This is a genomic window from Streptomyces sp. NPDC006235, from assembly GCF_040613735.1.
Lineage (GTDB): Bacteria > Actinomycetota > Actinomycetes > Streptomycetales > Streptomycetaceae > Streptomyces.
This window is the reverse complement of record NZ_JBEXSR010000015.1, coordinates 157449-178173: the sequence shown is the minus strand read 5'-3', so window position 1 is coordinate 178173 and position 20725 is coordinate 157449. Positions and strand designations below refer to the sequence as shown.

Annotated in this window: 22 protein-coding genes; 9 read left to right on the top strand and 13 right to left on the bottom strand. The window is 71.7% G+C overall.

Features of this window, described 5'->3' with window-relative positions; genetic code table 11:
* Positions 1 to 66: 66 nt before the first annotated feature.
* Positions 67 to 459 (bottom strand): VOC family protein, encoded by a 393-nt coding sequence (locus tag ABZ192_RS20055; RefSeq protein WP_306969659.1) that lies wholly within the window; start codon positions 457 to 459, stop codon positions 67 to 69.
* 79 nt (positions 460 to 538) lie between these two features.
* Positions 539 to 1003 (bottom strand): pyridoxamine 5'-phosphate oxidase family protein, encoded by a 465-nt coding sequence (locus ABZ192_RS20050; protein WP_356925788.1) that lies wholly within the window; start codon positions 1001 to 1003, stop codon positions 539 to 541.
* A 633-nt stretch (positions 1004 to 1636) separates the two neighbouring features.
* Here ABZ192_RS20050 and ABZ192_RS20045 point away from each other — a divergent pair.
* Positions 1637 to 3367 (top strand): hypothetical protein, encoded by a 1731-nt coding sequence (locus tag ABZ192_RS20045; RefSeq protein ID WP_356925787.1) that lies wholly within the window; start codon positions 1637 to 1639, stop codon positions 3365 to 3367.
* 411 nt (positions 3368 to 3778) lie between these two features.
* Here ABZ192_RS20045 and ABZ192_RS20040 read toward each other — a convergent pair whose 3' ends face one another.
* The 6 genes from ABZ192_RS20040 to ABZ192_RS20015 all read right to left on the bottom strand — a co-directional run bounded on the left by ABZ192_RS20040 (position 3779) and on the right by ABZ192_RS20015 (position 9318).
* Positions 3779 to 5029: a cytochrome P450 gene (locus ABZ192_RS20040; RefSeq protein ID WP_356925786.1), complete on the bottom strand. Its 1251-nt coding sequence runs from the start codon at positions 5027 to 5029 to the stop codon at positions 3779 to 3781.
* Positions 5026 to 5631, bottom strand: coding sequence for an ATP/GTP-binding protein (locus ABZ192_RS20035; RefSeq protein WP_356925785.1), 606 nt, complete (start codon positions 5629 to 5631; stop codon positions 5026 to 5028). The genes ABZ192_RS20040 and ABZ192_RS20035 overlap by 4 nt, the downstream gene beginning before the upstream one ends.
* A complete protein-coding gene (locus ABZ192_RS20030) occupies positions 5612 to 5983 on the bottom strand; it encodes a DUF742 domain-containing protein (RefSeq protein ID WP_356925784.1) in 372 nt (123 codons plus the stop codon). The genes ABZ192_RS20035 and ABZ192_RS20030 overlap by 20 nt, the downstream gene beginning before the upstream one ends.
* A complete protein-coding gene (locus ABZ192_RS20025) occupies positions 5980 to 6390 on the bottom strand; it encodes a roadblock/LC7 domain-containing protein (RefSeq protein WP_003994857.1) in 411 nt (136 codons plus the stop codon). The genes ABZ192_RS20030 and ABZ192_RS20025 overlap by 4 nt, the downstream gene beginning before the upstream one ends.
* Positions 6391 to 6395: 5 nt before the next feature.
* Complete coding sequence (locus ABZ192_RS20020; RefSeq protein WP_356925783.1) at positions 6396 to 8123, bottom strand: ATP-binding protein; 1728 nt, start codon at positions 8121 to 8123, stop codon at positions 6396 to 6398.
* A 250-nt stretch (positions 8124 to 8373) separates the two neighbouring features.
* On the bottom strand, positions 8374 to 9318 hold the full coding sequence (locus ABZ192_RS20015; protein ID WP_356925782.1) for a helix-turn-helix domain-containing protein: 945 nt from the start codon (positions 9316 to 9318) through the stop codon (positions 8374 to 8376).
* A gap of 71 nt (positions 9319 to 9389) precedes the next feature.
* Between ABZ192_RS20015 and ABZ192_RS20010 the strand changes: the two genes are divergently transcribed.
* Positions 9390 to 10340, top strand: coding sequence for an NADP-dependent oxidoreductase (locus tag ABZ192_RS20010; RefSeq protein ID WP_356925781.1), 951 nt, complete (start codon positions 9390 to 9392; stop codon positions 10338 to 10340).
* 92 nt (positions 10341 to 10432) lie between these two features.
* Here ABZ192_RS20010 and ABZ192_RS20005 read toward each other — a convergent pair whose 3' ends face one another.
* On the bottom strand, positions 10433 to 11539 hold the full coding sequence (locus tag ABZ192_RS20005) for an NAD(P)-dependent alcohol dehydrogenase (protein WP_356925780.1): 1107 nt from the start codon (positions 11537 to 11539) through the stop codon (positions 10433 to 10435).
* 24 nt (positions 11540 to 11563) lie between these two features.
* Entirely contained in the window at positions 11564 to 13018 is a 1455-nt protein-coding gene (locus tag ABZ192_RS20000; RefSeq protein ID WP_356925779.1) for an aldehyde dehydrogenase family protein, read from the bottom strand.
* Between the two features lie 119 nt (positions 13019 to 13137).
* Between ABZ192_RS20000 and ABZ192_RS19995 the strand changes: the two genes are divergently transcribed.
* The 3 genes from ABZ192_RS19995 to ABZ192_RS19985 all read left to right on the top strand — a co-directional run bounded on the left by ABZ192_RS19995 (position 13138) and on the right by ABZ192_RS19985 (position 14952).
* The gene (locus ABZ192_RS19995; protein ID WP_307173362.1) at positions 13138 to 13575 is read left to right on the top strand and encodes a MarR family transcriptional regulator; all 438 of its coding nucleotides are present in this window, start codon (positions 13138 to 13140) and stop codon (positions 13573 to 13575) included.
* A 225-nt stretch (positions 13576 to 13800) separates the two neighbouring features.
* Positions 13801 to 14181: an anti-sigma factor antagonist gene (locus ABZ192_RS19990; RefSeq protein WP_356925778.1), complete on the top strand. Its 381-nt coding sequence runs from the start codon at positions 13801 to 13803 to the stop codon at positions 14179 to 14181.
* A 108-nt stretch (positions 14182 to 14289) separates the two neighbouring features.
* Positions 14290 to 14952 (top strand): DUF4230 domain-containing protein, encoded by a 663-nt coding sequence (locus tag ABZ192_RS19985; RefSeq protein ID WP_356925777.1) that lies wholly within the window; start codon positions 14290 to 14292, stop codon positions 14950 to 14952.
* Here the strand turns inward: ABZ192_RS19985 and ABZ192_RS19980 are convergent, their stop codons facing one another.
* Positions 14953 to 15108 (bottom strand): hypothetical protein, encoded by a 156-nt coding sequence (locus tag ABZ192_RS19980; RefSeq protein ID WP_356925776.1) that lies wholly within the window; start codon positions 15106 to 15108, stop codon positions 14953 to 14955.
* A gap of 170 nt (positions 15109 to 15278) precedes the next feature.
* On the opposite strand from ABZ192_RS19980, the gene ABZ192_RS19975 reads away from it, so the two are divergent.
* On the top strand, positions 15279 to 15824 hold the full coding sequence (locus ABZ192_RS19975; protein ID WP_356925775.1) for a VanZ family protein: 546 nt from the start codon (positions 15279 to 15281) through the stop codon (positions 15822 to 15824).
* Here ABZ192_RS19975 and ABZ192_RS19970 read toward each other — a convergent pair.
* Together ABZ192_RS19970 and ABZ192_RS19965 are read right to left on the bottom strand one after the other, a co-directional pair.
* Entirely contained in the window at positions 15821 to 16057 is a 237-nt protein-coding gene (locus tag ABZ192_RS19970; RefSeq protein WP_356925774.1) for a hypothetical protein, read from the bottom strand. The two genes, ABZ192_RS19975 and ABZ192_RS19970, sit on opposite strands and share 4 nt — an antisense overlap.
* Before the next feature lie 42 nt (positions 16058 to 16099).
* Positions 16100 to 16909 carry an SDR family oxidoreductase gene (locus ABZ192_RS19965; RefSeq protein WP_356925773.1) on the bottom strand — a complete coding sequence of 270 codons (810 nt, stop codon included), beginning with the start codon at positions 16907 to 16909 and terminating at the stop codon, positions 16100 to 16102.
* Positions 16910 to 17053: 144 nt separating this feature from the next.
* Between ABZ192_RS19965 and ABZ192_RS19960 the strand changes: the two genes are divergently transcribed.
* From ABZ192_RS19960 to ABZ192_RS19950, 3 genes are all read left to right on the top strand, one after another.
* The gene (locus tag ABZ192_RS19960) at positions 17054 to 18094 is read left to right on the top strand and encodes a PHP domain-containing protein (RefSeq protein WP_356925772.1); all 1041 of its coding nucleotides are present in this window, start codon (positions 17054 to 17056) and stop codon (positions 18092 to 18094) included.
* Between the two features lie 61 nt (positions 18095 to 18155).
* On the top strand, positions 18156 to 18821 hold the full coding sequence (locus tag ABZ192_RS19955; protein WP_356925771.1) for an HAD family hydrolase: 666 nt from the start codon (positions 18156 to 18158) through the stop codon (positions 18819 to 18821).
* A gap of 544 nt (positions 18822 to 19365) precedes the next feature.
* Positions 19366 to 20544 carry an aromatic acid exporter family protein gene (locus ABZ192_RS19950; protein ID WP_356925770.1) on the top strand — a complete coding sequence of 393 codons (1179 nt, stop codon included), beginning with the start codon at positions 19366 to 19368 and terminating at the stop codon, positions 20542 to 20544.
* Positions 20545 to 20725: the final 181 nt, after the last annotated feature.

Below are 20725 nucleotides of genomic sequence, written 5' to 3'. Positions count from 1 at the left end.
GGTGCGGCGGGCGGGGCCGGCCCGGTCTGCGCGAGGGTCGCGCGCACCGCGCCCCCGCCGCCCCGTTCAGCCCTGCTTGGGTGCGGTCGGCGGGGTGCGGCGCAGAGTGAAGGAGTGGCCCGCCGGGTCGGCGTAGCCGCGTTCCTCCAGGGGGCCCGAGGGCTCCTTGGCCTCCAGGGGCCGGCCGCCGAGGGCGACGACCCGGCGTTCCACCGCGTCGAGGTCGTCCACCACGAACTCCAGGTGCGCCTGAAGGGAGTTCTCGGGGCGGGGCCAGCTGGGCGGGGTCGCGTTGACGTCCCGGCGCAGGGCGATGCGGAAGCCGTCGGCGCCCTTGATCTCCACCCGGTTGGCGGTCGCGTCCGCCTCCTCCCCCTCCAGCAGCTCCTTGTAGAACACGGCGAGCTTCTCGGGCTCGGCACAGTCGAGCACCAGGACACCCGCTTTCACCAGGGCCATGTCTCCTCCGCAGGATTCCGGCCGCGGGACGGTCGTGCCCCGCGGACCCGTACCTTGCGGTTATCCCGGCCGGGCCGATTCAGTCGGCCGTCAACCACCGTCCATCGCGCATGAGTTCGCGGCCGTCCAGTTCGTCGGCCTCCCGCCAGGCCTGCACCCGCTGCGGCACGACGCGGAAGTAGAGGTACGGCGTGGCCAGCCGGCGGGGGTCGAACCCGGTCTTGGCGGCGAAGAGTTCGGCGTCCTGCTCGGTCAGCTCGGTGGGCTGGACGGTCTCGACGGTGCCGTCGACCAGGACGACGTCACGGGTCGGCCCGATTCCGACGCGGGCCCGGCCGGTGGCGGCCAGATTCCGTCCGGTGGGGCTCGACGCGGGTGTGGCGAACAGCAGATACGAGCCGTTCCACAGGAACGACAGCGGGACGAGGTAGGGCGTCCCCGAGGTGCCGTCGGCCGTGGCGACCCAGGCGTCCACGTCGTGCTCCAGACGGTGCAGGGTGTCCTTCTTGCGCTGCTCAGCGCTGCGTACGGGTGCGGACGTCATCGTCGGCGGTCCTCCTGAAGCGTGGTCACGGACGCTTACCAGTGTGACGTTCCGGGGCTGCACGGGCCCAGCGGACGAGCCGGGGCCGGGTGAGGGACGAGGGAGTATACGCAGCTCACGTGGTTCGGGCAGTAACGGAGATCACGGCAGGGTCACGGAATGGCTAGTTCACGCCTTGGGCAGCCTGGTACCGCTTCTCGGTTCAACTTTCGGACTGCGAAGCCTAGTTCGAGCAGGGGCGGGGGGCTCTGCGGTCCGTCTCCCGAAAGGAAGCACATGCCTCAGGACGTCCGGTTCGACCTGCCCTTCGACCCCCCTGTCAGCCACCCACACGCCTCGGGCGAAGCAGCACATCTCGGATCCAGTGGTCGCGCCACACCTGACGGACCGCGAGCACTTCCTGATCAACACGGCTGAGGCGGCGATGCAGGTGCTCGCGTCGCAGCAGGAGCGCCGTCAACGCAGCAGTCGTGCCCCTCGCGGTCGTTCGTAGCACGGGCCAAAGCCGGTCGCGTGAGTCCGCCTGTCCTGCGAGGCCGTCGCGGAAAGTACAGAAGATTCCCGGACACGGCCGGTCAACGACCACGGTCGATCGATTCCGTTGCCAGGACCACAGCTCATTGGGAGACCGGTGTGAAATCTCAAGTCGCAGGTGCTGTTCCGAAGGCGTCCGCCGACAGCTCGATCCCGGCGCAGCCGAGCGCGCAGCTCCACCCCACCGAGGCAGGGAACACCCTGGCCCGCCTCTTGGCGAAACACATCAATGGCAGCACGGAGCAGTACCGAAGGTCCCAGAACGCCGCTCAGCAGCGGCTGAACGCATTCGGCTCACCCCACTCCAGCACCACGCTGCATGTGGAGGGAGCCCTCCATCTGGCGCGGCCCGCGTTCCTCCCGCCCGACGAGGAGGGCTACGCCAGGTTGAGGCACCTCGACACCAGCCTGCGCATGATCGAAGCAGCCTTCCCCCAAGTCAGCACCGACATCGAGGTCTGCAGACTGACCTGCACGATGCTGGAAGGGGCCTGGCGGAGCCGGGCACTCACCCCGCCGCGCGAGGAGGAGCAGACAACCGTCTGCGCCTGCCCTCTGTGCCGTCGGCTGCCCACACCCCCCGCACGCACGCAGGACGACTACCGTTGGCGGCAGAGCGCCGGTCGCCCCCTCACCGTCAAGACCTGGCCACACCGCCGGGAACTCGACAGCGTCCTGACCGGTGGATGGTCCTGGACCCGGCAGATGAACGACCTCGAACGAGACCTCGGCCACCGCCACCGCTTCGAGGACGACATCCTCGTCTTCCACGAATACAAGCGCGTGATCGACACCATCGACACAACGCGCCTCACCCAACACGTCGAAGGCCGCCTGGCCGAGAATTTCAGCACCAACAGCGCACGGGCCCTGGTCTCCGGACTCTTCGCAGCCCACAAGCGATCCGTCGACGAGTACTGGCTCCAACAGCACGACGCGGGCAGCGTCATGCTCCCTCAGACCAACCCGCTCAACCAGAGCACCTACTCAGCCCTGCAGATGCTGGACTGCCTGTTCTGGCACGTCGCCCCCGACACCGAACTCTGGCAGGAAGAAAACCTCGCCTCCCTGCTGCTGTGCCGCGTCATCGACGACATGGCCGATGTACGAGCCGACGCCCTCACCGGCGAGATCAGCAACTTCTGGCTCGCCGAAATGCCCACCCACACCAAGGCTCTCTACGCCGCCTGCGCGATAGCCCTCGTCAAGTACGGCTGCATGCCCGAGGCCCACAGCCCGATGTGGAACACCTGGCTGATGACCACCACCATCGTCTGGATGGGGCTCACGGGCCGCCACGCCCTGTGGTTCGACGGCATCACCCAGGGCCTCCCCCCGGCCGAGGAGTGCCCGCTGTGCGACCTGCAGCCCAACCCATGCACCGGCATCCTCACCCACGGCACCACCCTCACCATCGCCCCGCGGCCCACCACACCGGCACTGAGCACCCGGACCGCCGAGCTGTCAGCACGCTGTCGAGCCCAATACCCCCGGACATGGCCCCTCTTCGACGCCGAGCTCCATGCCTTCGAAGCACTGCACGGCCCGTGGTACGGCAACACGGACAGCACATGGGAGATCTTGCGCCGCACCTACATCGCAGCCGTGGAGGCATCCAGCGCCGCACCGTCGCCGGACCGCGCCCGTCATGTCCAACAAGACGCCGGCGTAGTCGGATCTGAGAGGTTCCACGCACTGCACGACCCTCAGACCGGGAGGGAAGACACCGCACTGCTCGCCTACATGTTCGGTTGTGCCCACCCGCATTTCCTCTGGAACGCCACGGGATACCGTCCCACGGGCGTCGCAGGCGACTGGCTCGACGGCTGACGCCTCGATCCTGAAGGCTCGGGCCGCTGCCCCACCCGCCGGTGGTGGCAAGGGGCCGAGCCTGTGCCCGGCTTCACCGCGGACGCGAAAGCACTGCCAGAGCTTGGCCGTACCCGGCGAGGGGCGCTTTCCTCGAAACCGGTGCTGAAGGGCGACGAAGAGGACAGCGCCGCGGCGCCGCGAGGCCGGCGTGGCCGCCCGCAGCGCGGCGACGGCCTCCACCACGCCGTCCAGGCCTGGGCCGAGCGGACCATCGGCCGCTCGCCGCCACTGAGGAGTGCCCCCTGGCCACGGCCGAACTCCCCGGACGCAACCCGGCCGACGACCTGCTGGGCGGGTGAGCCACCGCCTGCACCCACGCACGGTGTTGCCCGGCCGGAAACCGGCCGGGCAACGGTCCGCCGGCGTGGCCTAGACGGCGAACTCGACCGGCAGGCTGTCCAGCCGGGACTCCCACGTGGAGGCGGTCGAGCTGAGTTCTTCCGGCGGTACGGCCAGGCGCAGGTCCGGCAGTCGGTGCAGCAGGACGTCCACGCCGATCTCGATGATGGACTGGCCGATGTTCTGCCCCGGGCACTCGTGCGGTCCGGCGCTGAACGCCAGGTGCGACTGGTTGCCCTGCACGGCGACGGCCGCGTCGGGCCGTACCTCCGGGTCGAGGTTGCCGGCGGCCAGGCCCAGGATGAGCAGTTCTCCCTCCTGGACGTGATGGCCTCCGAGCTCCAGGTCGGCGGTTGCGAACCGGCCCGGCAGCACGGACAGCGGCGGGGTGTCCCACATGACCTCTTCCACCACTGACGAGATGTTCAGCTCCCCGCTGACCAGACCGGACAGCCGGGCGGCGTCGGTGAGGACCCGTTGCAGGACCCGGGCCAGCAGGTTGCTGGTGGTGGTGTGCGCGGCGATCAGCACCAGGCGCAGATGGCTGACGACCTCGTCGTGGTCGAGGCCTGCCGGGTGCTCCAGCAGGGCCGTGGCGAAGTCGGAGCCCGGCTCGGCCCGCTTGCGCTCGGCGAGTTCCGCGAGGATCTGCATGATCTGGTCGTTGTGCTCGAGGGCGCCCTCACCGCCCTTGAAGACCTGGGCGCACGACTCGATCAGGCGTAGCCCGTCCGCCGCGGGAAGGCCCAGCATCCTGGTGAGCACGAGCATCGGCAGTTGCTCGGCGTAGTCGGCCACGAGGTCGGCGCGCCCGGCGTCGGCGAACGCGTCGATCTGCTTGTTCGCGAAGTGCGTGACGTGCCGCCGGATGCCCCGGACGGCCGCCGCCTGCAGCCCGTCGGTGACGGCGCCGCGCAGCCTGCGGTGCGGTTCGCCGTCCTGGGACACGCAGTCGGGGCGCCAGCCGACCATCGGCATGATCGGCGAGGTCTCCTCGATCCGGCCCTCCCGCCAGTCCCGCCAGATCCGCGCGTCGCGGCTGAACTGGCGGGGGTTGTCGAGCACCCGTCGGTTGTCGCGGTAGCCCAGCACCAGCCAGGCGGGTACGTCGCCCTCCAGCAGGACCGGCGCGACGGAGCCGTGCTCCTTGCGCAACCGCTCATAGATGCCCGCCGGGTCGGTCGCCGCCTCCGGTCCGTACAGCCGGGTCAGATCGGCCCCGTGGTGGGCGACGGGGCAGCCCCGACTGGCTTGGAGGGTGTGGTCGGTCGAATCGTTCATCGGGGCTCCAGGGCCACGGCCGAGCGTTCCTTCAGGTGGTGGATCAGGGCGACGAGGACGTCACGGCTGGAGGCCCGGTCGCGGGCGTCGAAGGACAGGACCGGGGTGTGCTCGGGGATGTCCAGGGCGTCCCGGATCTCCTCGACCGGGTAGTTCCGGGAGTCGGGGAAGACGTTCAGCGCGACGACGAAGGGGACGTCCTGCCGCTCCATCTCCTCGATCGCCCGGAAACTGGACTCCAGGCGGCGCGTGTCCACCAGGACGATCGCGCCGAGCGCCCCCTTGAACAACCCGTTCCACAGGAACCAGAACCGCTCCTGACCCGGCGTGCCGAACAGGTACAGCACCAGGCTCTCGTTGATACCGATCTTGCCGAAGTCCAGGCTGACGGTGGTCTGCGTCTTGTCGGCGACGCCGATGAGACGGTCGACGTCGACGCTGGCCTGGGTGAGGGTCTCCTCGGTGGTGAGCGGCTTGATGTCGCTGACCGACCGGACCATGGTGGTCTTCCCGGTGCCGAACCCGCCGGCGATCATCACCTTCACCGAGCGGGTGTCCCCGGCCACCCGCCCTCCGGGTTGGTCAAAGCCTTTCAAGTCCACTGAGTACCTCCTCAAGGAGCGCGAGGTCGGGCCCGCGGCCGGCGTCGTGTGCCGGGATGGGATCACGGGCTTCGATCCGACCTGCGTCCAGCAGGTCCGACAGCAGCACCGCGAGAATGTTGAAGGGCAGCCTGAGGTGGGCGCCGAGTTCGGCGACCGACAGCGGATCGCGGCAGCGCCGGAGGATCTCCCCGTGCTCGTGCTGCATGCCCGGTAACGGGGCGGCGCGGGAAACGACGAGAGTCGCCACGTCGAGGCTCGACGCCGAACCGCCCGGTCCGCTGCGTCCTCCCGTGAGGACGTAGTAGCGCTCGAGACCGGACGGGTCCGACGGCCTGCGGGGAGCACTCATCCAGAGTGCTCCTCCAGGCGCGGAGTGGTGCCGAGGAGCTCACCCATCCTGCGGGCCAGGTCCCTCATCTGGTGCCCGAGCAAGCCCTGGTCGAGGCCCTCCCTGGCAAGGACACCGAGGTACGTCTCCACACCGGCGCGGACGACGAAGAGGTGCCCGCCGTCCACCTCGATCATCGCGAGGCGCAACTGCCCGGCGTACTTCGGGAACTGCTCGGCGACCGGCTGGGCCAGTGCCTGCAGGCCGGCCACCACGGCGGCGAAGCGGTCGACGTCGTCGGGGTCTTCGGCGCCGTAGGAGGTGATGGCCTTGCCGTCGCTGGAGGCCACGAGGGCGAAACGGATCTCCTGGATGCTCTCGACGAGATCGCGGAGCGCCCAGCTCACATCTGTTCCTTGCTGCGTCATGAGGACTAGTCGCTCTCTTCGGTGCGGTACTCGGTGGACTCGCGTCCGGCGGGAGTCTCGCGGTCGTCGGCCGCCCGGGACGCCTCGGCGGCGTCGCGTCCGGCGGTGGCGAAGGCCGCGAGACCGGAGAAGGAGGCGTCCGGGGGGACGGCGGAGACGGCCGTGCTCCGGTCGCTCCGCTCGGCCTGCCGGGACCCGTCCGCCTCGGTCCGCTTGCTGCGGCGCCGGGGCAGTCCGCCGGGTGTGGTCTCCACGCTTTCCGTCTGGGCGGCCGCTGCCGGTGCGGTGACCGTCCCGCGGGCCGGGGCGGGCGCGGCGGGGCGGGCCTCGGGGGCGGGCGCGGCCTGGGTGGTCGCGGCCGCGGGCAGCGGGCTGAAGTACTTGTGCGGCACCACGACCACCACGGAGGTGCCGAGCCAGGGCGAGTCCGCGAAGGTGACCCGGATGCCGTAGCGGCGGGCGAGGGCGCCGACGACGCGCAGGCCGATGCTCGCGTCCTCGGTGATGCCGCCGAGGCCCGCGCCGGGCGCGGTGCCCGCGAGGGCGTGCTCGGCCTCGCGCTTCTTCTCCTCGCTCAGGCCCTTGCCGGAGTCCTGGATCTCGATGCCGACGCCGTTGGGGACCTCCTTGCCGGAGATGAGCACCGGCTCGGTGGGCGGCGAGTAGCGGGCCGCGTTGTCCAGGAGGTGGGCGAAGATCAGCGTCAGGTGGTCCACCAGGCCGCCGTCGACGCCGAGTTCGGGCAGGTGGCGCACCTGGACGCGGTGGAAGTCCTTGATCCGGCCGATGCCGCCGCGCACCACGCTCAGCAGCCGCTGCGGTTCCTGCCACTGGCGTCCCGGGCGGTCCGAGCCGCCGAGCACGCCGATGCTCGCGGCGAGCGAGTCGGCGGGGCCGAGTTGCTGGTCGAGTTCCATCAGGCCGCGGGCGACGGCCGGGAGCCTGCCGTGCTCGCCCTGCATCTCGTGCAGCCGACCGCGGAGCTTGCTGGTCAGCACGTGGATGCGGTTGCCGATGCTGATCACGGCCTGCTCGGCGGTGGTGGAGCGGTCGAACTCCGCCTCCAGGCCGATCAGGGCGGTGCGCAGCAGCTTGCGCAGTTCCGCCTGGAGGTCGGCGCTGACCTTCGCGCACTGGTTGACGGTCGGCAGGATGTCGTCGATCGCCTCGCCCGAGCGCAGCTTCTCCATGGCGTCGGGCAGCTGCTCGTCGGCGAGCCGGGCGACCGCGGCGAGCTGGTGGGAGAGCTGCTCCCGCAAGACCTCGGTCTGGTCGGCGAGCTGGAGCTCGTAGGACCTGGCCTGCTCGGTCAGCCGTTCCTCGTAGGCCCGGGACTGGTCGGCGAGCTGTGACTCGTTGGTGGCGCTCTGCTCGGCGAGGCGCCGCTCGTACGAGGCGTTCTGCTCGGTGAGCTGGGACTCCAGGGTGGCGCGCTCGGCGGAGAACTTCCGTTCCAGGCCCGCGACATGCTGCTGCCACTGCTGGTTGTGCTCGGCCTGCGTGGTGCGGAAGGAGCCCTCCGCTCTGTGGAGTTGAGCGCGGGTGCGCAGTAGCAGGCGTACGCACACGGCACCGGCAGCTGTCGCCGCGACACCGGCGACGGCCGTGGTTAGTCGCTCCGAGCTCATGAACGTGGCGGCAACGGTCCCGCCACCCAAGCCCAGTGGCATCAACCACCAGCTGTACCAGGCGACAGGGGCCCGCGCCGCCGGTGGCGGAGTGGCGAGTTCCATCTGCATCCTTCGAGGCAACACGATCGAACGGGGGGGGGTGGACCGCACTCATGAGTACGCACTGCGAGTCGACTGGACGCGATCGCGCCAACTCGCAGCGTCAATGGGAACCTTATCGGGTTTACGCCTGAGAGGATCAACTTCGCTCCCCTGCCGGAGGTGAGGGTTCCGTCACGCTCCGACAGAAAGCAACAGGTCGACAAATGGCTTTGCATGCCGCCCAGTTGGGCAGACACAGGCCCTGCCTGGGTCAGCGGGCGGTCTGGAACGTGCGGCGGTAGGCCTGCGGGGTCACCCCGATGGCCGCGTTCAGGTGCTGGCGCAGGGATGCTCCGGTCGCGAAGCCGACCCGGCCGGCGATCTGGTCGACGGTGAGGTCGCTGGACTCCAGCAGATGCCGGGCCCGCGCCACCCGCTGCTGGATCAGCCAGCGGCCGGGGCTGAGGCCCACCTCGTCGTGGAAGCGGCGGGCGAAGGTGCGCAGGCTCATCCGGGCGTGGCCCGCGAGGTCGGCCAGGGTGAGCGGTTCGCCGAGGCGTTCCAGGGCCCAGGAGCGGGTGGCCGCGGTACTCGCGGCGCCCTGTTCGGGGACGGGCTGTTCGATGTACTGGGCCTGGCCGCCGTCGCGGAACGGCGGGACCACGCAGCGGCGGGCGACGGTGTTGGCCAGGCGGCTGCCGTGGTCCTTGCGGACCAGGTGCAGGCAGACGTCCACGCCGGAGGCGGCTCCCGCGGAGGTGAGGACCGGGTGGTCGTCGACGAACAGCACGTCCGGGTCGAGGTCGACGTGCGGGAACATGCGGCGGAAGTGGTCGGCGACCTGCCAGTGGGTGGTCGCCCTGCGCCCGTCGAGGAGCCCGGCGGCGGCGAGGACGAAGGCGCCGGTGCAGATGGAGACGATGCGCGTCCCGGGGCGGATGAGCGCGAGCGCGGCCAGCACGTCGCCGGGCACCTCGTCGGTCAGGTGGGCGGGGGCGACGGGCGCGATCACGACGGTGTCTGCGGTGGCCAGGGCCTCGGGGCCGTGCTCCACGGTGACGCCGAAGTCCGCGTTCGTACGCACCGGACCGCCGTCGACCGAGCAGGTCAGCACCTCGTACCGCCCGTCGGCCGCGCCCAGGATCCGGCTGGGGATGCCCAGTTCGAACGGGTACACGCCGTCCAGGGCCAGGACCACCACTCGCTCACGTCGCATGGCACGATCCTATCGAAGGTTGACCATCCTGCCATTGGCGGACCGGGCGCGGGCGGGCACGCTGGATGACCATGAGCACACAGAACACGATGCGAGCCATCAGCCAGGACGTCCTCGGCGGTCCCGAGGTCCTCAAGGAAGTGGAAGTCGAGCGCCCGGCGCCGAGGCCGAACGAGGTGCTGGTCCGGGTGCGGGCCGCAGGGGTCAATCCGACCGACTGGAAGCACCGCGCCACGGGCGGCTTCCTGGGCGAGCCGCCCTTCGTCCTCGGCTGGGACGTCTCCGGGGTGGTGGAGGCGGTCGGCATCGGCGTCGCGGCGTTCGCACCCGGGGACGAGGTCTTCGGCATGCTGCCGTATCCGTACGGGCACGGCTCGCACGCCGAGTACGTCATCGCCCCGGTGCGGGCCCTGACCCGAAAGCCGGCCGGGATCGACCACGTCCAGGCGGGCGCGCTGCCGCTGGTGTCGCTGACCGCGTGGCAGGCCCTCGTCGAGCACGCGGACCTGAAGTCCGGGCAGCGGGTGCTGATCCACGCCGCGGCGGGCGGCGTCGGGCATGTGGCGGTGCAGATCGCGAAGGCACGCGGCGCGTACGTGATCGGCACGGCGAGCGCGGGCAAGCACGAGTTCCTGCGCGGGATCGGCGTGGACGAGACGGTGGACTACCGGGAGACGGACTTCGCCGAGGCCGTGAAGGACGCCGACGTCGTCCTGGACACGATCGGCGGCGACACCGCCCTGCGCTCACTGCGCGTGCTGCGCCCGGGCGGCGTCGTGGTGTCGATCCTGCCGGGTGGTTCGGACGACTTCTACGAGGAGGCCGAGCGGCTCGGTGTCCGCGCGGTCCGGATGCTGGTCGACGCCGACCGCGCCGGCATGGAGACGATCGCGGAACTCGCCGAAACGGGCAAGCTCCGCGCCACGATCGCCGGAACCTACCCGCTCTCCGCCGCCGCGCAGGCCCACGCCACCGGCGACACGGGCCGGACGACAGGGAAGCTGGTCCTGGTGAACGACTGAGGCGAGCCGCCCCGAAGGGGCGCGGGGAACTGCGCGACAAGCCACGGCACAGCCGCACACGCCAAACCACCGCGCCCCCGGGCTCTCACGCGTCAGAACACCAGAACCGGCTTGATCGTCTTGCCCGACCTCATGTCCTGCACCGCCCGGTCGATGTCCCCGAAGGGATACGTGCCGATCAGCCGGTGCAGCGGCAGCCGCCCGTCCTTCACCAGGCGGACCAGGGCCGGGATCATGGTCTGGGTCTCACTGTCGCCGAGGGTGAGACCCACGATCCGCTTGCCGCCGAGCAGCCCGTTGACGTCCAGGGCGACCTCCGTGCCGAACGGCGGTGCGCCGACCACGACCAGGGTGCCGCGGGCGGCCAGCGCGTCGACGCCCTGGCGCAGGACGCCGACGTTGCCCGTGGTCTCCACGACACCGTCCGCGCCCTGGCCGCCGGTGATCTCGGCGAGGGCCGGGCCGAGGTCCGTCCCGCTCGTGTCGACGGTGTGCGTGGCGCCCAGTTCCGTCGCCAGAGAAAGGCGTTCGGCGACCCGGTCGACGGCGACGATCCGCGTGGCGGGGGTGAGGGCCGCCGCCATCACGGCCGACAGGCCGACCGCTCCGGCGCCGAGGACGACGACCGTGCTGCCCGTGTCCGGTTTCAGGACGTTCCAGACGGCGCCGACCCCGGTCTGTACGCCGCAGCCCAGGGGGGCGAGGGACTCCAGCGGCACGTCCGGGTCGACCTTGACGAGGCTGCGCTCGTCGGCCAGGGCCCGCTCGGCGAAGGAGGACTGGCCGAAGAAGTGCCCGCCCAGGGCCTGGCCCTCGCGGCTGATGGTGCTCGTGCCGTCGGCCCGGCTGCCGCCGAGCAGGTTCAGCGGCAGCCAGGTCGCGCAGTACGCGGGGTGCCCGCCGCGGCAGTTGCGGCAGTCGCCGCAGGAGGTGAAGGAGAGCAGGACGTGGTCGCCGGGTGTGACGCCGGTGACGGCGGAGCCGACGGCCTCGACGACGCCCGCGCCCTCGTGGCCGAGGACCCCGGGCAGCGGGAAGGGCAGTCCGCCGCTCGCCACACCGAGGTCGGTGTGGCACAGGCCGGTGGCGACCATGCGGACCAGCGCCTCGTGCGGGCCGGGTTCGTCGAGGACGACGTCGGAGAGGGTGAAGGGCGCGCCGCCGGACTCGACGACCGCGGCACGGGTGGTGGTGGGCATCGCAGGAGCTCCTTGACGACTGTCTCAGTCGAGCGAGACGACGACGGACTTGACCTTGGTGTAACCGGCGAGGGCCTCGGGCCCGTACTCGCGGCCGTAGCCGGAGTCCTTCACGCCGCCGAAGGGGATCGCGGGGTCGAGCATCGCCCAGTCGTTGACCCAGACGATGCCGGCCTGGAGCCGGTCGGCGACCCGGTGCGCGCGGGCGAGGTTGGTGGTCTGGACCCCCGAGGCCAGGCCGTACGGGGTGGAGTTGGCGAGGGCGACGGCCTCGTCCTCGTCGTCGAAGGGCTGCACCGTGAGGACCGGCCCGAAGATCTCCTCCTGGACCACGCGGGAGTCGTTCGACAAGTCGGCGATGACGGTCGGCTTGTAGTAGTAGCCGCCGTCCAGGTCGAGCCGCTCGCCGCCGCAGACGATCCGGGCGCCCTCCTTGCGGGCCAGGGCGACGTACTCCTCGACCTTCTTCAGGTGCTTCTCGGCCGCCATCGGGCCGATGACGGTGGCCGGGTCGCGCGGGTCACCGACCGGCACACCGGGCACGGCGTCGGCAAGGATGCCGAGGAGGGTGGGGTACACCGAGCGGGCCACCAGCAGGCGCGGGCCGCCCATGCAGAACTGGCCGGTGTTGAAGACGAAGCCCTTGATGACCGCGCCCACCGCCTTCTCCAGATCGGCGTCCTCGAAGACGAGGTGGGCCGCGTTCCCGCCGAGCTCCATGGTGACGGGCTTGAGCGCCTCGCCGGCGACGCTCGCCACGTGCCGGCCGATCGCGGTGGAGCCGGTGAAGGCGACCTTGTCGACACCGCGGTGGCGCAGCAGCGCCTCACCGGCCACCGGCCCGCTGCCGGTCACGACGTTGACCACGCCGTCGGGCACCCCCGCCTCCTGGAACAGCCGGGCCATGTAGAGGGCGCTCAGCGGGGTCTCGTCGGCGGGCTTGTGGACGACGGTGTTGCCGGCGGCCAGCGCGGGGCCGATCTTGCTGCCGGCGAGGATCAGCGGGAAGTTGAACGGGGTGATCGCGGCGACCACGCCGAGCGGCTCGCGCCGGGTGTAGGCGAGGGCGTTCATGGGGGTGTCGCGCAGGGCGCCGTCCTGGCTCTGGGCGAGGTTGGCGAAGTACTCGTAGTCGTTGGCCGCGTTCGTCACGTCGACCGCGCCGCACAGGGTGATCGGCTTGCCGACGTCGAGGCTCTCCAGTGCGGCGATCTCGTCGGCGTTCTCGCGGATCAGCTGGGCGACGCGGTGCAGCACCCGGCCCCGCTCGCGGCCGCTCAGGCCGGACCAGGCGCCGTCGTCGTAGGCCTCGCGGGCGGCCCGTACGGCCGCGTCGACGTCGGCCGGGCCCGCCTCGGCGACGGTGGTGACGACCGTGCCCCGGGACGGGTCGACCACCTCGGTGCGCGCCCCGTCGGCGGCCTCGCGCCACTGTCCCCCGATGAACAGCTGTCCGGGTTCCCTCTCGAAGGTGGTCATCGCCGCTCCTCAGCGTCGTCGCCAAGATTTCCAGTCGCCAAAAGTTCAACAAACAGGATTCCTGTTGGTTCGCAGTCTCATTACAGACAGGTTTCCTGTCAATGGTCTAGCCTGCGTCCATGCTCGACGCACAGGTGACCAAGGCGCCCCCTTCCCTGCTCTACATGGTCAAGCAGGTGGAGCTCGTCGTGCGCTCCCACCTGGACGACCTGGTCAGACCCTCCGGGATCACCGCTCTGCAGTACACCGCGCTGACCGTGCTGGAGCGGCACGACGGGCTGTCGGCGGCCCAGCTGGCACGCGACTCCTTCGTCACGGCGCAGTCCATCGCCGACCTCGTCCGCTCCCTGGAAGGCCGTGGGCTGGTGCGCCGGGAGCGCAACCCCCGCAACCGCCGTGAGCTGCTGATCCTGCTCACCGACGCCGGACGGGAGCTTCTCTCACAGTACGCCGGGCCCGTCCGGGAGCTGGAGGAGCGGATGGTGCGGGACCTCACCGCGCACCAGACCGAGCAGTTCCGTCAGGCCTTGATCAAGGCCTGGCACGCCCTGTCGTAGCCCGGGGCGCCCTGCCGCGCCCCTGGCGCACGCCGGGGATCACGCCCGCGCTCACTCCCGCGCACGCCCCCGCGCGAACCTCGGCCAACTCGGCCGCAATTCAGAGACATATGTCAATCGAACATGCTCAAATTCACTCGTCGGAGGGTAACTTGCAGGGCGGGGAACGGTTCTGAGGACCGCGGCCCCTCCCCACGCACGGAGCAGGCTGGAGGCGATCTCGTCGTGCGGCAGGAACCTGCACCGCTCACCCGGCATCTGCGCGTCCGCCAGGAACGGGGGCACACGGTGCTGGAGTTCCGTGGCGAGATCGACCTCGCCGCGGCCACGGAGATCGCCCCGCACCTGGACCGGGAGACGAACCGCCGCGCCGCCCGGGTCGTGATCGACCTCAGCGGGATCGAGTTCTTCGACTGCTCGGGCCTGCGGCTGCTGTACCGGGCCAGGAGCCGGGTGCTCGACCGGGAGGGACAGCTGCTCCTCGTCTGCGCCCACCCCCTGACGCTGCGCGTCCTGCGGATCACCGGCCTGTCCCGGCTGCTGCCCCCGCAGCCGACACTGGACGCGGCCCTGGAGCAGCCGGAGGCGGCCTCCGGCCCGGTGTGACGCCCGAGTGCGCCCTCCTGTGCTTCCGCTGACGTCCTGCTGTCCTCAACCGCCCGGTCTGGCACGGGCCGTGGCGGGCATCCGGACAGTAGGAAGGAGGGCCGTCGCATGACGACTCCCGTCAAGCGTCTCCCCCGGCGCGTGCCCGGCTGGGCGAAGGTGGTGGGCGCCCTCGTGGTGGTGCTCGTCGTGTTCTTCGCCGGAATCCGGCTGAGCGTGATCCCGGGCCTGAAGGACCTGTTCGGCTCCGAGACCCACGACCGGTCCGGCCCCGCGCTGCTGAAGTCCGTCCAGGACCTCAGCCGTTACGACGCCGCCTCCGGCAACTTCCAGGTCGTCGTGGACCTGGAGAAGGACGCCAAGTTCCTCCCCGACGCGATCCGCGGCACCCGCACCCTGTACGTCGGTGCGGGCACCGTCGACGCCTACGTCGACCTGGGCAAGGTCGGCGACGACGACGTGCGGGTCAACGGCGACCGCACGTCCGCCACGCTCCGGCTGCCGCACGCGCGACTGGGCAAGCCGGCCCTGGACCCCGACCGTTCCTACGCGGTCTCCAAGCAGCGCGGTCTCTTCGACCGCCTCGGCGACCTCTTCTCGGACAACCCCAACGGCGAACAGGCCGTGCAGAAACTCGCCGTACGGCACATCGGCGACGCCGCGAAGGAGAGCGAGCTGACCGCCCGCGCCGAGACCAACACCAAGAGCATGCTCGAAGGCCTGCTGCGGTCCCTGGGCTTCAAGGAGGTGCGCGTCTCGTACGGGAACTGATCAGCTCCCGAGGACCCCGGGCAGGGCCGGCGCACCCAGCAGCGTGATGCCCACCAGCAGCCACACCATGTAGTCCTCGACGTGCCCGGACCGCAGGCGCCGCAGCGGCAGCGCCCGGTCCGGCGCGGCAAGCAGCGGTGACCGGGTGACGGCCACCGCCGCGAGGTCGAGCGCCAGCGCGGTGGAGGCGAGGCCGAGCTGCGTCAGGGGGAGTGCCCCGGCGGACGGCGGGGAAACCGTGGCCGGGAACGGCCCCCGGCGGCATCGTCGGGGCGCCCGTGGGTAACCGCCTTATCACCCTGGGAAGTTGAAGTCTGGAGGACACAATGGCTGGTGCAGCCTCACGTCCCCGTACGGCCGGCTCCGGCCGCGAGCGACGCCAGTTGCCGCTGCCCGTGCGGCTGCTGGCGATGCTGTGCGCCTTCATGTTCATGGTGGCCTTCGCCGTGGTGCTGGCCCGGCTCACGCTCCAGCCCTCGCCCGCCTCGGAGGCGCTGACCCACACCAATCTGCATCCGGGCCGCTCGCTGAAGGCCTATCTCGACCAGCCGGAACTGCGGGACGCCGTCCGGCAGATCGGCGGCAACATCCTGCTGGGCGTCCCCTTCGGCGTCCTCGTGCCCGTCGTCGCCCCGCGCACCCGCGGCATCCTGCGCGTGCTGCTGCTGACCGCCGTGGTGATGCTGCTGGTGGAGTTCGCCCAGGGCGCGCTGGTCACCGGCCGCGCCTTCGACATCGACGACGTCATTCTGAACACCGGGGGCGCGCTGATCGGTTACCTGCTCCTGGGCCGCCGGCTGAGCCGCGCGGTCCACGCGCGCGGGCGGCGCGGGGGCCGCGCGGGGAGGAAGCCGGCCACCGAGAAGTCCTAGTGCACGGTCCAGGTGAACTTGTCGCCGCCGACCCAGCGGACCACGTCCGGATCGTCCAGGTCGTGGACCGTGATGCCGAACGCGGCGGCGGCCGACAGTACGTCGGTGACGGCCTTGGCCTCGCCGACCACCTGGCCGTCGATCTCCACGATCCGGAACGGCGGTGTGCCCGGCTGCACCCCGAGCACCATGATCCGAGGGTGGGATATGTACGGGCTCGCGCTTTCGGTCATGCATCGAGCGTAGAACGCAACCGGCGGTAGTGCGGGGTCCAGTCAGGGGCGGCGCCAGTCGTCGCTCGTCAGGTGCGAGCCGGCCTGGGGGCCCATACGGAGCATGCCGCCGTCGACGCTCCAGGAGGCGCCGGTGACGTACGAGGCGTCGGGGCCCGCTAGGAAGGCGATGACGGCGGCGACCTCGCGGGCGTCGCCGGGCCGTCCCAGCGGCACGCCGGGGCGGCTCTCGGTGTGCGGGTCGGTGTCCTCCTGCCCGGTCATGGGCGTGGAGATCTCGCCGGGCGCGACGGCGTTGACGGTGATGCGGTACTCCGCGAGTTCGAGCGCCATGACCTGGGTGAGCAGGCCCAGACCGCCCTTGGCCGCGCAGTACGGGGCGGCGCCCACGCGCGGCTGGTGCTCGTGGACGGACGTGACGTTGACGATCCGCCCGCCGTCGCCCTGCCGGATCATGTGCCGGGCCGCCTTCTGCCCGCACAGGAAGGGCCCGACCAGATCGACGTCGAGGACCTCCCGCACGTCGGACAGTTCCAGGTCGAGGAAGGGCGTCATGGTGCCGGTGCCTGCGTTGTTGACCAGCACGTCGAGACGCCCGAGGCGCTCGCACAGCTCGTCGACGGTGTCGGCGGCGTCGGGCAGCCGGGTGAGGTCCATCCGGGCGACCTCGGCCCGCCGCCCGTGCGCCCGGACCTCCTCGGCCGTCTCCTCCGCTCCCTTGTGGTCGCTGTGCCAGGTGATGCCGACGTCCATGCCCGCCTGGGCCAGCCGTACGGCGGTGGCCCTGCCGATGCCGGAGTCAGCGCCGGTGATCACGGCGACCTTGCTGGGCGGCGCGGTGGGAGCGGACATGGCGGGGCCTCCTCGTCGGGGCGTTCGGGACGAGGCATCGCAGTACCCGGGTGCGTACCGGGCAAACCGCGTGCCCGTCGTGCGGCCCGCCGGGCGCTGGGGAACCCTTGAGGTGGCTGGGGAACCCCTGAGGTGGAGGTGACGATGGATCCCGTCGAGGCACTGGACCGGATCGCCTTCCTGCTGGAGCGGTCCCTGGCACCGACGTACCGCGTACGCGCCTTCCGTACGGCGTCCCGGGTGCTGAAGGAGCTGGGCGAGGACGAGGTGCGGCGGCGGGCGGACGCCGGGTCGCTGGAGTCGCTCAAGGGCGTCGGTCCGAAGACCGCGCAGGTGGTGCGGGAGGCGCTGGCCGGTGAGGTGCCCGGCTATCTGCGCAAGCTGGAGGGCGAGGCGAAGGAGCCGCCCGCCGTACGGGGCGGCGAGAAGCTGCGGGCGCTGCTGCGTGGCGACTGCCATCTGCACTCCGACTGGTCGGACGGCGGCAGCCCGATCGAGGAGATGGGCCGGGCCGCGGCGGCGCTGGGGCACGAGTGGGCGGCGCTGACCGACCACTCGCCACGCCTGACGGTGGCCCGCGGGCTGTCGGCCGAGCGGCTGCGGGAGCAACTGGACGTGGTGGCGGCCCTGAACGAGACCTGGGCGCCGTTCCGGCTGCTGACCGGCATCGAGTGCGACATCCTCGAGGACGGCTCGCTCGACCAGGAGCCGGAGCTGCTGGACCGGCTCGACGTCGTGGTCGTGTCGGTGCACTCCAAGCTGCGCATGGACGCCCGGTCGATGACCCGGCGGATGGTGGCCGCGGTCCGTGACCCGCACTCGGACGTGCTGGGGCACTGCACGGGGCGGCTGCTGACCGGGCGGGGGCGGCCCGAGTCGGAGTTCGACGCGGACCAGCTCTTCGCGGCCTGCGCGGAGACGGGGACGGCCCTGGAGATCAACAGCCGGCCGGAGCGGCTCGACCCGCCGCGGCGGCTGCTGCGCCGGGCCGTGGACGCGGGGGTGCTCTTCTCCGTCGACACCGACGCGCACGCGCCGGGGCAGCTGGACTGGCAGATCAACGGGTGCGCGCGGGCGGAGGAGTGCGGGGTGCCGCCGGAGCGGGTGGTGACGACGTGGTCCCTGGACGAGCTGCTGGCCTGGACCGGTGAGCGGCGGGTGCCGTCCGGCGTGGCGGGCGGCTGAGGTGGTACCCGGTGGTATCCGGTCGGGCCGGAGAGCGGGCTGAGAGGAAGGGATCGTACGCATGGCGAAGGCGGGACGGGCGGCCGTGTTCGACGTCGACGGCACGCTGGTCGACACCAACCACCTGCACGTCGTGACGTGGTGGGAGGCCTTCCGGCAGGCGGGTCACGACGTGCCGATGCACGCCATTCACCGGGCCGTGGGCCTGGCCTCCACCGACCTCGTCGCGCACCTGCTCGGCGAGGACCGGGACACGGACCAGGACGCGGCGATCAGCGCCGCGCACAAGGCGCTGTACGGGCAGTACTTCGACCGGTTGCCCGCGCTGCCCGAGGCGGGGGCGCTGCTGCGGCGGCTGCACCGGGACGGCTGGGCGGTGGTGCTGGCCACGTCCGCCGGCGGCGCCGAGCTGAGCGCGCTGCGCCGGGCGATCGACGCGGACGACGCCATCACCGCCACGGCCAGCGCCGACGACGTGGACGCGGGCAAGCCCGCGCCCGAGCCGGTCGAGCACGCCCTGGAACTGGCCGGGGTGCCGGCGGAGCGGGCGGTCTTCGTCGGCGACACCGTGTGGGACATGCGGGCGGGCAGCCGCGCCGGAGTGCGCTGTGTGGGCGTCCTGTGCGGCGGCATCCCGCGCACGGACCTGGAGAAGTCCGGCGCGGACGCGGTCTACGCCGACCCCGCGCACCTTCTGTCGTCCCTTCGGGACGGTCCCCTGGCATGAGGCGGCGTGAAACCCCCGGTCACGCGGATACTCGCAGCGCATGACGCGTGCGAGGAGTGTGGTTCGACGGGCGGCTCAAGCCTTCGGCCGCCGAAAGGACGAATCCGCGACGGCGAACGACACCGGCCCCTCCGGGGGGCCGACCCGGGGGGTGGGACACGACGAGGTGCCGGAAAGCCGGACGGCACGGGGGGAGGGGCCCGGCGAAGCAGAGCACCGCCCGTCGGCCCGAGAGGCGGGACCCTACGAGACGAGCGACGGCCCGGCCGCCCAGGAGACACGGCCCCGCAACGCCACGGAAAACCGAGGAGCCCGGGAGACGGGACCCGGCGACGCAGACCACCACCCGTCGGCCCGAGAGGCGGGACCCTACGAGACGAGCGACGGCCCGGCCGCCCAGGAGACACGGCCCCGCAACGTGTCGCACGGCCGGGCGGCACAGGAGGCGTCGCCCGGCCGGGGGGCGGACAGGTCGTCGGCCCGGGAGGGGCGGGGCCGGGCCGTGGTGGACAGTCGGGTCGCCGCCGAGGCGTTTCGGGAGGGTATGGAGGATCTCGGGCAGGGGGTGCGCTCCGCGCGGCCGCTGGACGCCGTGCGGCGGGAGGCGCGGCGGGCCGTGGAGGCCGTGCGGGCCGCCTGGCGTGGGCCCGGGCGGGAGCGGGACCTGGTCGTCCAGTCGTTGAAGGCCGCCGCGGCGGCGGTGATCGCCTGGCTCGTGGGCGGGGTCTGGATGGGCGACCCGCTGGCCCTGATGGCGCCGTGGGTCGCGCTGGTGCTGGTGCAGGCCACCGTCTACAGCTCGCTGGTGCAGGGCGCTCGGCAGTTCGGGGCGATCTGCGTCGGCACCGTGCTGGCCTCGGCGTCGCTGGCCCTCACCGGAGACACGACGGGCGCGCTCGCCCTGTCCGTCCCGGTGCTGATGCTGCTTTCGAACTGGCCCCGCTTCGGCGACCAGGGCATCTACGCGGCGACCACGGCCCTGTTCACCCTCACCTCGGGCATGGCCGGCCTGGACGGTGTCGGGCACCGGGTGGGGCAGGCGGCACTCGGCGCGGTCATCGGCGTCGCCGTCAACGCGCTCGTGCTGCCGCCGATCCACCTCCGGGACGTCCGGGAGAACCTGGCGGCCCTCACCCGGGAATCGGGTGACGTGCTGCGTTCCGTCGCGGCGGACCTGCACGAGGGCGACTGGGACGCGCAGACCGCCGCAGGCTGGCTCAACGCCTCGGCACGGCTGGAGCACCGTCGGGACGCGCTGCGCTCGGCGCGCCGCTGGAGCCAGGAAAGCCTGCGCCTGACCTACGGCCCGCTGCGCGCCCTGCACCGCGTTCCGCACATGCCCCTGCCGCCGCCGGACGAGGACGAACGCCTCGGCCGCGTCACAGGGCACGTCACCGCCCTGACCCGGGCGCTCGCGGTGGCCGTGGACGGCAACCGCACGCCCGCCCCGCCCGAGGGCGCGGCCCTTCGCTCGTACGCGGACCTGCTGGACAGGATCGGGGACGTCTGCACCGCGGAGGCCGACCGCCTGCTCAGCGGCAGCGGGGATCCTCGCCCGGACGACGAGAGGGAGAAGAGGATGCGGGAGCTGCACCGGTACTTGCAGGACAGGCTGCGGGAGCACGCCGGGCGGGGCGCCGAGCACACGGCGGTGCTCGGCACACTGCTGCTCCAGGCCGAGAACCTGTGGGCCGAGATCCTCCCGGAGCACGAGGAGCGGTGACACACATCACCGCGAAGCAGGTCCACATCCGGAACACCGAGAGGTAGTTCCCCGTTGAACAACACGTGGGTGCGGAGGGGACGGTGTCCCCGGGCCGTACGTCCACCCCTTGAGCCGCCCCGGCCGTGATTCCCCCGTCCGGCCGGGGCTTTCCTCTGCCCGCGTGCGATCTCGGCTGCCA

Bases quoted from the DNA above. Each gene is read 5' to 3' on its own strand.
- ABZ192_RS19995 (WP_307173362.1), top strand. From the start codon at position 13,138: ATGCTCGACGCACAGGTGACCAAGGCGCCCCCTTCCCTGCTCTACATG.
- ABZ192_RS20055 (WP_306969659.1), bottom strand. From the start codon at position 459: ATGGCCCTGGTGAAAGCGGGTGTCCTGGTGCTCGACTGTGCCGAGCCC.
- ABZ192_RS20005 (WP_356925780.1), bottom strand. From the start codon at position 11,539: ATGCCCACCACCACCCGTGCCGCGGTCGTCGAGTCCGGCGGCGCGCCC.
- ABZ192_RS20030 (WP_356925784.1), bottom strand. From the start codon at position 5,983: ATGAGTGCTCCCCGCAGGCCGTCGGACCCGTCCGGTCTCGAGCGCTAC.
- ABZ192_RS20015 (WP_356925782.1), bottom strand. From the start codon at position 9,318: ATGCGACGTGAGCGAGTGGTGGTCCTGGCCCTGGACGGCGTGTACCCG.
- ABZ192_RS20040 (WP_356925786.1), bottom strand. From the start codon at position 5,029: ATGAACGATTCGACCGACCACACCCTCCAAGCCAGTCGGGGCTGCCCC.
- ABZ192_RS19950 (WP_356925770.1), top strand. From the start codon at position 19,366: ATGGAGGATCTCGGGCAGGGGGTGCGCTCCGCGCGGCCGCTGGACGCC.
- ABZ192_RS19970 (WP_356925774.1), bottom strand. From the start codon at position 16,057: ATGACCGAAAGCGCGAGCCCGTACATATCCCACCCTCGGATCATGGTG.
- ABZ192_RS19985 (WP_356925777.1), top strand. From the start codon at position 14,290: ATGACGACTCCCGTCAAGCGTCTCCCCCGGCGCGTGCCCGGCTGGGCG.
- ABZ192_RS19965 (WP_356925773.1), bottom strand. From the start codon at position 16,909: ATGTCCGCTCCCACCGCGCCGCCCAGCAAGGTCGCCGTGATCACCGGC.
- ABZ192_RS19960 (WP_356925772.1), top strand. From the start codon at position 17,054: ATGGATCCCGTCGAGGCACTGGACCGGATCGCCTTCCTGCTGGAGCGG.
- ABZ192_RS20010 (WP_356925781.1), top strand. From the start codon at position 9,390: ATGAGCACACAGAACACGATGCGAGCCATCAGCCAGGACGTCCTCGGC.
- ABZ192_RS19975 (WP_356925775.1), top strand. From the start codon at position 15,279: ATGGCTGGTGCAGCCTCACGTCCCCGTACGGCCGGCTCCGGCCGCGAG.
- ABZ192_RS20050 (WP_356925788.1), bottom strand. From the start codon at position 1,003: ATGACGTCCGCACCCGTACGCAGCGCTGAGCAGCGCAAGAAGGACACC.
- ABZ192_RS20020 (WP_356925783.1), bottom strand. From the start codon at position 8,123: ATGGAACTCGCCACTCCGCCACCGGCGGCGCGGGCCCCTGTCGCCTGG.
- ABZ192_RS20025 (WP_003994857.1), bottom strand. From the start codon at position 6,390: ATGACGCAGCAAGGAACAGATGTGAGCTGGGCGCTCCGCGATCTCGTC.
- ABZ192_RS20000 (WP_356925779.1), bottom strand. From the start codon at position 13,018: ATGACCACCTTCGAGAGGGAACCCGGACAGCTGTTCATCGGGGGACAG.
- ABZ192_RS19955 (WP_356925771.1), top strand. From the start codon at position 18,156: ATGGCGAAGGCGGGACGGGCGGCCGTGTTCGACGTCGACGGCACGCTG.